At 76.5% G+C, this 12,406-nt stretch carries 8 protein-coding genes; 5 read left to right on the forward strand and 3 right to left on the reverse strand.

The window, feature by feature from the left end; genetic code table 11:
* The first annotated feature begins 6 nt into the window (after positions 1-6).
* Positions 7-3,873 (forward strand): serine protease, encoded by a 3,867-nt coding sequence (locus tag ACW14Y_RS27230; RefSeq protein ID WP_456983676.1) that lies wholly within the window; start codon positions 7-9, stop codon positions 3,871-3,873.
* 65 nt (positions 3,874-3,938) lie between these two features.
* The gene (locus ACW14Y_RS27235; RefSeq protein ID WP_078896655.1) at positions 3,939-4,883 is read left to right on the forward strand and encodes a bifunctional riboflavin kinase/FAD synthetase; all 945 of its coding nucleotides are present in this window, start codon (positions 3,939-3,941) and stop codon (positions 4,881-4,883) included.
* A gap of 113 nt (positions 4,884-4,996) precedes the next feature.
* Here ACW14Y_RS27235 and ACW14Y_RS27240 read toward each other — a convergent pair whose 3' ends face one another.
* From ACW14Y_RS27240 to eccE, 3 genes are all read right to left on the reverse strand, one after another.
* Positions 4,997-7,267 (reverse strand): MinD/ParA family ATP-binding protein, encoded by a 2,271-nt coding sequence (locus ACW14Y_RS27240; protein ID WP_456983677.1) that lies wholly within the window; start codon positions 7,265-7,267, stop codon positions 4,997-4,999.
* 151 nt (positions 7,268-7,418) lie between these two features.
* Positions 7,419-8,192 carry a hypothetical protein gene (locus ACW14Y_RS27245; RefSeq protein ID WP_380307050.1) on the reverse strand — a complete coding sequence of 258 codons (774 nt, stop codon included), beginning with the start codon at positions 8,190-8,192 and terminating at the stop codon, positions 7,419-7,421.
* Complete coding sequence (gene eccE / locus ACW14Y_RS27250; protein WP_456983678.1) at positions 8,192-9,589, reverse strand: type VII secretion protein EccE; 1,398 nt, start codon at positions 9,587-9,589, stop codon at positions 8,192-8,194. The genes ACW14Y_RS27245 and eccE overlap by 1 nt, the downstream gene beginning before the upstream one ends.
* A 169-nt stretch (positions 9,590-9,758) precedes the next feature.
* Between eccE and ACW14Y_RS27255 the strand changes: the two genes are divergently transcribed.
* From ACW14Y_RS27255 to ACW14Y_RS27265, 3 genes are all read left to right on the forward strand, one after another.
* The gene (locus ACW14Y_RS27255; protein WP_380307046.1) at positions 9,759-11,447 is read left to right on the forward strand and encodes a type VII secretion protein EccB; all 1,689 of its coding nucleotides are present in this window, start codon (positions 9,759-9,761) and stop codon (positions 11,445-11,447) included.
* 197 nt (positions 11,448-11,644) lie between these two features.
* On the forward strand, positions 11,645-11,947 hold the full coding sequence (locus ACW14Y_RS27260; RefSeq protein WP_045941337.1) for a WXG100 family type VII secretion target: 303 nt from the start codon (positions 11,645-11,647) through the stop codon (positions 11,945-11,947).
* Between the two features lie 77 nt (positions 11,948-12,024).
* Positions 12,025-12,318, forward strand: coding sequence for a WXG100 family type VII secretion target (locus ACW14Y_RS27265; RefSeq protein ID WP_030397718.1), 294 nt, complete (start codon positions 12,025-12,027; stop codon positions 12,316-12,318).
* The last annotated feature ends 88 nt before the right edge of the window (positions 12,319-12,406 follow it).

Genomic DNA, 12,406 nt, shown 5'->3' on the forward strand with positions numbered 1-12,406 from the left:
GCGGGCATGCCGGGACTGCTGGGCTTCAGGGGCTTGCCGGGGGAGGACGACGGCACGGCGGCGGGCGACCCCGGCCGTCGGCTGCTGCGGATCCACGACCGGGACGGTCGGCCGCGGGGCCTGGGCTTCGTGCTCGACCCGCTGGGCACCGTCCTCACCGCGCACGAGACGGTCGCCGGACTCGACGGGATCGTGCTGCACCTCCTCGGGGGCCAGACCAGGGTCCTGGGCCCGGACCACGTCCGGCCGCTGCCCGGCCAGGGGCTGGCCCTGCTGCGCACCGACAGCGTCGGCGGACTGCCGGTGCCGCCGCTGCCCGTCGCCCCGCCGCCGGTGGCCGGGGACGGCGCCGTGCTGCTGGTGCCCGTCCAGGTCCGGGGCGAGGGGCGCGCGGACGGGCGGACGGTCCTGCTGCGCTGCGGCCTCGCGGCGACCACCGGGGCGGTGTACCCGCAGGGCGACCGCTTCCACCTGATCGACGGTGTCCTGCTGCTCGACGTGCCCTCGGCGGCCGACGCGGCGCTCGTCCCGGCCGGGGCACCGGTGCTGGACGCCGCCACTGGCACGGTGGTGGCCGTGGTCGCGCCCGGCCTGCGGACCCCGGGGCGGCCCGGGCCGCCCACCGCCGTTCCGGTGACCGCCGTCGGAGTGGACGTGCCGGAACTCGCCGAGGCGCTGGCGCGCAACGCGGCCGGGGTGCCCGCCTACGGGAGCGCGCTCAATCCGGCCGGGGTGCTGCGGCTGTCCGCCGCCCAGCTGGCCGCGGCGGGGGCCGGGCCGGACCGGGTCGCCGCGCTGGCGGCCGACCGGGTGGACCGGCCGGACGGGCTCGCGGAGTGGGCCGACCTGCTGGTGGACGGCTGTTCCTCCGGCGGCGGTCCGTCCGGCCACGGTCCTTCCGACGGCGCTCCTTCCGCCGGCGGTCCTTCCGGCGGCGGCTGGTCCGGCGGCGGCCGTTCCGAGCCCGGCGGAGCGCCGGAGGTCGGGGTGGTGGCCCTGGTGGGGGCGGCCGGCACGGGCCGCAGCACCGAGGCGGCGGCCGTCGCCGTACGGCGCGGGGACGGCGAGAGCCCCCGGCCCACGGTGTGGCTGCGCGGCGCCGACCTCGGGCCGGGGGACGCCTCGCTCGCCGACGCGGTGGAGCGGGCCCTGTGGGCGGCCTCGGCGGAGCTGGGGGTGCCGGCGCCGACCGGCCCCGGGGCGGTGGCCGCGCTCTGCGCGGCGGCCGGGCGGCCGCTGCTGGTGGTGCTGGACGGCCCGGAGGAGTCGCCGGTACCGCTGGACGCCGACTGGCTGCGGGCCTCGGCGCACTGGCTGGCGGCGGGCGGGGCCCGGCTGCTGGTCGTCTGCGGGGCGGAGGCCTGGGAGCGGCTGGCGCCGGGCGGGGCCGAGGGCGAGTTCCTGGTGCCGGTCGGAACGCCGCTCGGCCCGCCGTTGGGAGCAGCGACCGGAGCAGTGTTCGGAGCAGCGGTAGGAGGGCCGCCCGGCGGGCCGGGGCGCGGCGCGGGCGCCGTCCGGGTGGTGGTGCGGCGTCTGGGGCCGCTGCCCGCCGAGGCGGCGGAGCGGGTGCGGCGCCGGTACGGGGTGCCGCCCGGCTGGCCGGCGGCGGAGGACGCCCGGCACCCGTTGGCGGTCCGGCTGGCTGGGCAGTTGTGGGCGGAGGGGCTGCGCGGGGAGCCGGTGGGCCGTACCGGGCTGTTCGCCGCCCACCTCGACCTGTGTTGCCTGCGGGTGGCCCAGCGGCTCGCCGAGGACGGCCGGCCCCGGCGGCCCGGCGCCCACCGCCGGGGCGCGGTCCCGCCCGCCGGGGTGTCCGCCGGGCGGGTGCGCCGGACGGCGGCGGCGGTGGCCGGCCGGGTGCACGAGGCGGCGCGGCGGATGCTGGGCGCCGAGCAGGGCGGTCTGCCGCGGGCGGTGTTCGAGGAGCTGTTCCCGGTGGCGGGCGGCTGGGCGACGGCGGTGCTGGCGGAGGGGCTGTTCGTACCGGCCGGGCCCGGCTACCGCTTCGCGCACGGGGAGTTCGCCGACTGGCTGCAGGGCCTGCACCTGGACCTGGACGCGGCGCTGCGGCTGCTGCTGGGCGAGGCCGAGGACACTCCCCCCGGGCCCGGCGGGGGCCCGCCGGCGGGGATCCGCACCGTGCCGCGGCACCGGATCGGCCCGGTGGTCGCGGCGCTGCGGCGGGTCGGCCTCACCTGGGGCGCCCCGGCGCTGGATCCCTGGCTGCACCGGATCTGGCGGGCCGTGGATCTGCGCCCGGCCGGCAGCGAACCCGGCTGGTGGGCCGGGCGGTTGCTGGTCGCCGGACTGGCCGCCGGTCCCGACCTCGCCGAACACCGCTCGCTGCTGGAGCAGTTGGCCGAACGGATCGTCGAACGGTCGGCGGCCGCAGGTGGGTTCGAACGGCTGCCGACGGAGGGCCTGGGCCGGTTCGGACCGTCCTTCTGGTCCGCTCTCGGACTGCCGCCGGAGGCCGAACTCGCCCTGTTCCGCCGGCTGGTGGCCGCCGACGGACCGGACCGGCCGTTCCTCGCCGCGGTGACCGCCCGGCTGCGCGCCGATCCGCCGGCGGTGCTGCCACTGCTGTGCGGATGGTTCGACGATCCGCGCGGTCTGCCGGCCCGCCCCGGGAGCACCGTCGCCGACCTCGCGCACGACCTGCTGTTCGCCCACCGGTCCCTGGCCCTGGACGAGTTGACCGAGGTGCTGGCCGCGGCCGCGCACCCGAGGGCGGACGCGCTGCTCGCGGTGCTGGCCGTCGAGGAGCCCTCGGCGCTCTGCCGGGCGGTCGACCGCTGGAGCCACGACCCCCGGCCCGAGCGCCATGTGGCCGCCGCGGTGCACGCGCTGCACGTCGCCCCGTACGCCCGCGGCGCCGGGCCGGAGCTGCTGCGGTTCTCCGCGCTGGCCCTGCTGGCCAGGGAGGACGAGCTGGCCCTGCACGGCGCCGCGCTGGCCCTGCTGCTGCGGGAGCCGGCGAGCCGGGCCGTCCATCTGCGGTCGGCGCTGGACGTGTACCGGGGCGGCGAGGACCGCTTCCTGACCGCGCGGGCGCTGGCCCCCGCGCTGGAGAGCGACCCGGAGCCGGTCCTGGCCGCGCTGGCCGACCGTCTGGGCGGGCCCGGCGCGGCGGCGCGGCCGGGCGCGCCGGTGGCCGGGACGCTGCGGGTGCTGGCGGACGCCCGGGCGCCGCTGGCCGCCCGGCGGGGCGCCGAGTTCGCCGCCCGGCTGCTGCGCGAACGGCCGGAACTGGCCGGGCCGGTCGCCGTCGACTACCTGGGCCGGCGGCTGGCGCGCGGTGCGGTCGAGGGCGCCGTCGCCCGGTTGGAGCTGCGGGTGCTGCTGAGCGGGGCCCTGGCGGCCCGGGCGGCGGCGGTCCGCCGGCCGTTCGCCGAGGTGCTGTCCCGCCCGGTGCCGGATCCGGTGGCGGACGCGCTGCGCTGCGAGCTGCTGGACACCCTGCTGGCCACCGAGGGGGACCCGGAGGTGCTGGCCGCCGCGCTCGCGGGGCTGGCCGAGCACTGTGCGGCGGAGCGGCCGGTCCGGGCCCGGGCGGTGGTGGTCCGGGTGGCGGCCGCGCTGCCGGGCGCGGACGGGCTGCTGGTGCGCTGCGCCGGCCGGTCGGCGGCCTTCGCCGCGCTGCTGGCGCGCTGGCCGGAGGACGAGCGTCCGGCCCGTCCGGTGGGGCCCCGGCTGGACCGGCTGCGCGCCCTGGTCGCGGCCGGTCGGGACCCTCGGTACGCGGCGGCGGAGGCCGAGCGGGCCGGTGGCGCCGGGGCCGCCCGGCCGCCGGGCGGGGGAGTCCGGCACCCGGCGGTTCGGCCAACCTGCCTTCCGGTGCCGAACTCCGGACAGGCGCATGGCACGCTATAGGGGTTCGGGTTTTGAGCGTTTGAGCGTACAGAAGGTACGCGCCGTAGGGAACAAGGAGCGGTCAGGTGCAGCGCTGGCGTGGCCTGGAGGAGATCCCCGCTGACTGGGGACGCAGCGTCGTCACCATCGGCTCGTTCGACGGGGTGCACCGCGGACACCAGCTGATCATCAACCGGGTGGTCGAGCGCGCCCGCGAGCGGGGGGTGCGCTCGGTGGTGGTCACCTTCGACCCGCACCCCAGCGAGGTGGTCCGTCCGGGGACCCACCCGCCGCTGCTCGCCCCGCAGCCGCGCCGGGCGGAGCTGATCGAGGAGCTGGGCGTCGACGCCGTGCTGGTGCTGCCGTTCACCACCGAGTTCTCCAAGGAGTCGCCGGAGGAGTTCTTCCGGCAGGTGCTGGTGGACGCCCTGCACGCCTGCCTGGTGGTCGAGGGGCCGAACTTCCGCTTCGGCCACCGCGCGGCCGGGAACGTCGCCCTGCTGGCCGAGCTGGGCCGGGCGGCGGACTGCGGCGTCGAGGTCGTCGACCTCCAGGTGCGCGGCACCGTCGGTGACGGCGAACCGTTCTCGTCGACCCTGACCCGCCGGCTGGTGGCGTCCGGCGACGTGGCCGGGGCGGCGGAGGTGCTGGGCCGCCCGCACCGGGTGGAGGGCGAGGTGGTGCGGGGCGCGCAGCGCGGCCGCGAGATGGGCTACCCGACCGCCAACGTGGACACCGTGCCGCACAGCGCCGTCCCGGCCGACGGTGTGTACGCGGGCTGGCTGACGGCGGACGGCGAGAGGATGCCGGCCGCGATCTCGGTGGGCACCAACCCGACCTTCGACAACACCGCGCGCACCGTCGAGGCGTACGCCATCGACCGGGTCGGCCTGGACCTCTACGGGCTGCACGTGGCGGTGGAGTTCCTGGTGTACCTGCGCGGGATGGAGAAGTTCGACTCCATCGAGGCACTGCTGGACCGGATGGCCGACGACGTGAAGCGGGCCCGGGAGCTGACCGACGCCGGCTGACGGACACCACGCCGACCGCCGCGCCGGACGGCGTGCCGGAGCACGCGCGAGGGCCCGCCGACCACCGAGGTCGGCGGGCCCTCGCGCGTCCGTCGTTACTGCTCCTGCTCCTGCTACTGCTGCGGCGGCGCGGGCGGCGGCGGGTATCCGTAGCCGGGGGGCGGGGGCGGCTGGTGGCCCTCCTCGGGGCCGGGGTGGCCGTAGGCGCCGCCGGCCGGCGGCGCGGGCGGCTGCTGCCACTCGGGCGCCGGCGGCTGCGGCGGGGCGCTCTGCTGCGGCGGGTAGCCGTAGCCGGGCGGGGGCGGCGGGACCTGGCCGGGCTGCGGCGCCCACGGCGTGCCGGGCTGCGGGGCGTGCTGGCCGGGCTGCGGCGGCTGGGGGGACGGGTACGGCTGGCCGTACGGGGGCTGGCCCTGCGGTCCGGGCTGGGGCTGCGGGTAGCCCGGTGCCGGGGGCTGCGGCTGGGCGGGCTGCGGCTGGACCTGCTGCTGCCAGCCGTTCTGCTGGGCGGTCTGCTGGGCCCGGACGATGTCCTCGGCGACCAGGGTGGCCAGCTCGAAGTAGGCCTCGCGGACCTTGGGCCGCATCATGTCGAGGTTGACCTCGGCGCCGGCCGCCAGGCTCTCGTCGAACGGCACCACGACCACGCCGCGGCAGCGGGTCTGGAAGTGCGCGACGATGTCCTCGACCTTGATCATCTTCGCGGTCTCGCGGACCCCGGAGACCACCGTGATCGACCGCTGCACCAGGTCGGCGTAACCGTGCGCGGAGAGCCAGTCCAGGGTGGTGGAGGCGGACGAGGCGCCGTCCACGCTGGGCGTGGAGACGATGATCAGCTGATCGGCGAGGTCCAGCACCCCGCGCATCGCGCTGTACAGCAGACCGGTCCCGGAGTCGGTCAGGATGATCGGGTACTGGCGGCCCAGCACGTCGATGACCTGGCGGTAGTCCGAGTCGTTGAAGGTGGTCGAGACGGCCGGGTCGACGTCGTTCGCCAGGATCTCCAGACCGGAGTGGAGGTCCTGGGAGGTGAACTGACGGATGTCCATGTAGCTGCGCAGGTGCGGGATGGCCGTCACCAGGTCGCGGATGGTCGCGCCGGTCTGCCGCTTGACCCGGCGGCCGAGCGTGCCGGCGTCCGGGTTGGCGTCGATCGCGATCACCTTGTCCTGGCGCTCGCTGGCCAGGGTGGCGCCCAGGGCGGTGGTGGTCGTGGTCTTGCCGACGCCGCCCTTCAGGCTGATCACCGCGATCCGGTAGCAGCTGAGCACCGGCGTCCGGATGATCTCCAGCCGGCGGGCCTTCTCGGCGGCCGCGGCCTTGCCGCCGAACTGGAACCGGGGCTGCTGCCGCTGCTGCTTCGGCTGGCTGCGCAGCAGCCGGTCCGAGGACAGCTCGACGGCGGCGGTGTAGCCGAGCGGCGCGCCGTGCGCGGTCTGCTGCGGGGCACCGGCCTGCTGGAACGCGGCGGGCGCGGCCGGCGGCTGGCCCCACTGCGGGGCGGTCGGCTGGGGCTGCGCGGGCTGCTGGTAGGCGGCGGGCTGCGGCCAGCCGCCGGCGCGCGGGTCGGCGCCGGCGGGCGGCGCGGCCGGTCCGGGCTGCTGCTGCTGGGGCTGGGCCTGCTGCGGGACGGCCTGCGGCGGGACGACGGCCTGCTGCGGCTGGCCGGGTTGGGCCTGGGCCTGCTGGGCGGCCGCCCACGCGGCGGCCTGCGGGTCCTGTGCGAAGGGCTGCGGATCCTGCGCGAAGGGCTGGGGGCCCGGCGGGAAGGCCTGCGGCTCCTGGGCGAACGGCTGGGGCTGGCCCGGCGCCGCGGCGAAGGGCTGCTGCGGCGCGGCCGGGTACGGCTGGGGAGCCGGGGCGGCGGCCGGCGGCTGGGCGGGGCCGGGCTGCGCGGCGGCGGACGGGTCGGCCGGCGGCCAGCCGGGCACGGGGGCCGGGGCCGGCGCCGGTACGGGGGCCGGGGCCGGAGCTGCCACCGGTACGGCAGCCTCGCCCGGCTGCGGCTGCGGCTGCGGGTACGCCGGGGACTGCACCGGCGGCTGGGACTGCACCGGAGGCTGGGCCTGCGACGGAGCGAGGGGCTGCGCGGGCGGCTGGGCCACGACCGGCGGCGCCACGGCGTCCGGCACCACGGCCTCGGGCGCGACGACGGGTGCGGGGACAGGCGCGGGTACAGGAACGGGTGCGGGTGCGGGTGCCGCCGCTGCGGCAGCACCGCCCGGAGCCGGCGTCACCCCGGCGTCCGGCGCGGCCGCCGGAGCACCCGCGGCGTCCGTCTGCACGTACCAGGACGGGGGAGTGTAATCGGGCGCGTCGGACCAGTCGTCGTCGTCCTCCGCCGCGTTGTCGCCGACGTAGACGCCGTCCCGATCGCTGCTCACCTAGGGCTCCCTCGTGTTCGCCGCCGCAAGTTCGCGGTGCCGTTGCCGTCCCACAGCCTAGGCCGTGAGCCACCCCCGGCTGAAGGCGGTGTCTCATCTCCGACCGGGCCGCACACGGGCCGTACACAGGCCCCGACCGGCTCCGCGCGGGTCAGTCGAGGCGGCGCGGGCCGCCGAGGACCTGGCGCTCCGCCTGTCCGGTGACGATCCGGACGTACTGACGGCTCATCCGGGTCGTCCACAGCGTCAGGTCGTCCGGGAGCGACGGCAGGGCGGCGGTCTCGGCCGGTCCGAGCGAGAGCACCCGGCCGATCAGCTCGGCCTCCTCCGGCATCACCCGCTGCACCCCGACCAGGTCGGCCGCGTTGAGCACCCGGGAGGCGTTCGGCCCCAGGTGCGGCACCACCGTCAGGACCGTCTGCCAGGGCGTGGCGGAGAGCCGGCTGCGCGGCGGGCGGGCACCGAGGTCGCGCACCACGAGCACCGGCGAGGTGACCGAGGCGCCCTGCGGGCCGAGCCGACCGGGCTGGTGGACCGTCACGCACGGCTGCCCGCCGCCCGCGGCCTGCGCCATCGGCCCCCAGAGGTGGCCGCGGGCGGTCTCGACGGCGATCCGCGCGCCGGTGGCGGCCGCCCGCAGCGCGATGACCTGCGCCGTCCAGAGGCCGCCGACCAGCACCAGGTCGTAGGAGCTGGGCCGGAACAGGCCGAGCACGGCGGGCCGGGAGCGGTGCACGTCCTCGCCGATCAGCACGCCGTCGTCGCCGACCGGGAAGGACAGCGCGTCGAGCTCGGCGAGGGTGAGCACGTGCTTCTCCCGGCGCGGGCCGCGCAGCCCGAAGCCGGGCAGCAGCCGGCGCCCGGTCCGGGGCGCCGGCTCCGCGCCGGTCCGCGGGGCGGGAGCGGGATAGGACTGCTGTGCCATCAGGAGGCACCTCCCAGCGGCAGGGTGGCGAGCACGCCGGGTGCCTGCTCCAGGTCGAGCCGGACCAGGCCGAGTCCGGCGCTCTGGGCCCGGGCCTCCAGCTGCCGGCCGAGTTCGACGGCCTCGCTCTCGCTGCGCTCGGTGACCCGGACGTGGCCGCTGAGGGTGACCGAGCCGCCGGTGCCGTGACCGGCGGTCAGGCTGAAGGTGCTGGCCAGCGCGGGCGCGCCGGTGACCAGGTTCACCAGATCGGGGACGGCGATCCGGCCGGGGGCGCCGCCGGGGCGGCCCAGCTGCGGCCAGCGGGAGATCCAGTAGGTGCTGTGCCAGCGGTCGTCGACCCGCCAGAACCGGTTGGTCTCCTGGGTGCGCCGTCCGCTGCCGCCGCCGCTGCCGGTGCCCTGCCGGACCGTCGTGGCCAGCGGGTTGACGCAGGTGGAGATGGCGAGGGCGGCGATCAGCTCGCGCTCGTCGAGCACGGTGACGTCGAACCCGGCGCTGTTCAGCCGCCCGGCCAGCTGGTCGGTGACCCGCTGGAGCGCCTTGCGGGCACCCGTCTCGCCGCCGCCGCGGGCGCGCACCGCGGTGGCGGCCCGCTCCGGGTCGAGCTTGAGCGCGACCCAGGTGAGCCGCAGCGCGGGGGTGGCGGTGCCGTCGGCGAGCTCCCGGTAGGCGCGGGCGGCCAGCGACTGCTCGGGCAGGTGCGGCGCGGGCGCCGGCTGGGTGTGCTGGACGAGCTGGACCGATTCCAGGGCGATGTCGTCCACCCGCAGCGCCGAGCAGACCACGTCCAGCGGCAGCGGCCGGGCGGTGCGGTCCGGACGCAGCGGCAGGTCCTTGGCCTGGACGAGCAGGACGGCGCTGAGGAAGGTGCCGTCGCCGACCATGCCGGTCTCCCGGCGCACCGGTCGGCCGCCGAGGTCGGCCTCGGTCGCGTGGGTGCAGGTGCGCAGCGCGGGTTCGAGTTCCAGGGCGGGCGCGAGCGCCGGGTCGGTGCCGGGCGGCGGGAGGTGGGTGCGGGCCCGCTTGCGCCGGGCCTTGAGCGCCGCGCGCACCCGCAGCGCCTCGGGGAGGGTGCGGCCGCGCAGCGGCACCAGGGCCAGCGCGACCAGGGCGAGGGCGACCGCGCCGAAGCCGGCGGCGACCGCCCTGCTGATCGTCCAGCCGACCGCGACCAGGGCCACCGCGACCTCGACCAGCACGAGTTGCTGGAGCCTCAGCCGGCTGCCGAGCAGCCCGGGCCGGGGGTGGACGCGGACCGTGACGGGCCCCTGGGCTCCGTCGGCGCGGCCCGGGGCGGGGGAGCCCGCGGTGTCGGTCCCGTCGCGGCGCGCGGAGCGGCGCGGACCTCTGCCCCGTGACGTGCTCCGGCGCCCCGGAACGGTCTGGTTCGGCATCCCCCGAGTGCCCCTCTCTGGTCGGTTGTCGCGGCCCGGCTGGCCGGTGCGTGAACCGTACCCGTACCGTACTCACCGTCTGCTGCCGCATCGTAGAGGGTTCGAGCCCGTTCTCGCCCGGGGGGTGGCAGGCCACGGGGAGCAGGGTCCGACAGGGGAGACGACGAGCATGGCATCGCGCCGGGACGAGCTGAACGCCTACACCTTCGCCCGCAAGCGCACGGTCGGAGCCTTCCTGCTGCCCGGCGGCGGGGGGAGCGACGAGGACGCGCCGCGCCCGGTGAAGGCGATCCTGCCGAGCGTGCTGGTGGGGGCGCTGGTGATCGGAGGCTTCGGCCTGTGGGGGGTGTTCAGGCCGAGCGCGCCGGTGGGTTGGGACGAGGGCAAGTACATCGTCCAGGGCAAGCAGAGCACCACCCGCTACGTGGTGCTGGTCGATCCGGACGGGAGGACCAAGCGGCTGCACCAGGTGCTGAACATGGCCTCGGCGCGGCTGGTGCTGCCGGTGGACAGCAAGGTCGTGGTGGTCGACGACGGCGTGCTCGACCGCTATCCCAACCACGGTCCGACGATCGGCATCCCGTACGCGCCGGACAAGCTGCCGAGCAAGGAGAACGCGAGCCGGCCGATGAAGTGGTCGGTCTGCGACCGGCCGGGCGACGAGCAGGGGAGCACCGTCGACCAGGCGGTGTTCGTGGCGGGCGGCGCCGACGCGGAGGTGCTCGGGGCGAAGGACCGGATGCTGGACGTCGGCCAGGCGCTGCTGGTGCAGCAGGCGGACGACCCGCAGGTGACGGCCTCCGGTCCGGCCGCCGGCCAGGGCAAGCTGAAGGTGTTCCTGGTGGACAGCAAGGGACGCCGGCACGCGATCGGCGGCCCGGAGGACTCCGACACCACCCGCTCGCAGCTGATGTGGGCCGTGTTCGGGTCGACGGCCGTGCCGCAGAAGGTGAAGAAGGACTGGCTGGACACCCTGGCGCCGGGCAGCGACATCGTCTTCCCGCGGATCGACGGGCTGGTCCCGGACACCAGGACGGCCAACTCCTCGGTGCCGCTGCAGAACCCGGAGGACCGCAAGGTCGGCCGGCTGGTGCGGTTCGGCGAGAAGTACTACGTGGTGGGGAAGAGCCAGCTGCTGCTGGTCAGCCAGTTCCAGGCGGAGCTGGTCCGGCAGAACCCGCTGCTGCAGCCGCTGTACAACCAGGACGCCAACAAGAGCCCGCGGATCGACGACCTCACCCCGGCCGAGCACGCCACCGTCAACAGCAGTGTGCCGCTGATGGCCGAGGGCGCCGCCGACTGGCCGACCCGGACGGGCGCGCCGGCCAACTCCTGGCAGGCGCCGAAGGACGCCCGGGCGGTGGTCTGCAGCACCTTCGACGGGGTCGCGGAGGACGGCCGGACGCCGCGGCGCAGCGTCTGGGCCGGGACGGAGTACCCGGTGCGGTACGGCAACGGCACGTCGACCGCGCATGTGACGCCCGGTCACGGCCTGTTCTACCGGGCGCTGGACAACGCCATGGACGGCTCCGGCACGGACTTCCTCATCACCGAGACCGGTCTGCGCTACGCGGTGCCGGCCAGCAGCGAGGGCGGCAAGGGCGGCCAGAGCACGCCGTCCGCCCAGCCCGGCCAGCCGTCGGCTCCGGCGCCCGCGCCGCCGGGTGCGTCGAAGGGGCCGTCCGGGCAGCCGGCGACCCCGTCCGGCCCGCCGCAGCCCGAGGAGCTGGGCGGCAACCAGGCCCGGCTGGGCTACCAGGGGCTGCAGCCGGCGCCGGTGCCGCAGCAGTGGTCGAACCTGGTGCCGGTCGGCCCGGCGCTCAACGCCAGGAGCGCGGCCCAGCAGCAGAACGCCTGACGGCCGCGGTGGGGTCTCGCCCCGCTGCCCGCAAAGGAATTGGCCATGATGTCATGGCTTGGTAACCGACCGTCGCCCGGTGTTGGGCGAGCTGCGTGTGCCGACTACAGTGCTGCAGGACATCACACCGGTGGTGCCCGGGGGGCCGGAAACGATCCCTCCGGACTCAAGGTCTGTCTCATGGGGGACGGTAGAGCATGGGTCAGTTCAAGACGACCGCTCAGGAGATGCTGGCTTTCGCCAAGCACATGGACGAGGTCATCAACCAGATCAACACCGAGATCAACGGTCTCAACAACCTGGTGGGTTCGATCACCGGTGGTTGGCAGGGCCAGGCCGCGCAGGCGTACACCAACCTCCAGGGTCAGTTCAACACCGACGCCCAGGAGCTGAACAAGTCGCTGCGCGCCATCAAGGACGCGATCGAGCTCACGACCCAGAAGTACTCGCAGGCGGACGCCGACCAGCAGGCGATCTTCGGTTCCGCGGCCGCGTCCTGATCCTCAGCTCTGTCCGTTCACCCGGCGACGCACCCCTCGGGTGATGGGGTGCCTCGCAGCCTCGACTAGGAGACATCGTGGCCGAACACATTCTGGTCAACTTCGAGACCATCAAGAACGCCAGCTCGGAGGTCCGTCGGACCGCGGGGACGATCAAGGCCCAGCTCGAGGAGCTGAAGGCCGGCGTCACCAAGATCTCCGGTAGCTGGGAGGGCGCCGCCCAGCAGGGCTACCAGGCCCACCAGGCCAAGTGGGACCAGCGCGCCGAGCACCTCCAGCAGGTGCTGGAGTCGATCGCCAAGTCCCTGGACAGCGCGGCCTCCAGCTACCAGAACACCGAGAACCGCAACGCCACCCTCTGGACCGGCTGACGGTTCGCGGCCCCAGTACCACGCGCCGAAGGGCGGGTGTCCCGTGCGGGCACCCGCCTTTGGCGCGACCGCACGACCAGGTGGACGA

Source organism: Kitasatospora sp. cg17-2 (genome assembly GCF_054031055.1).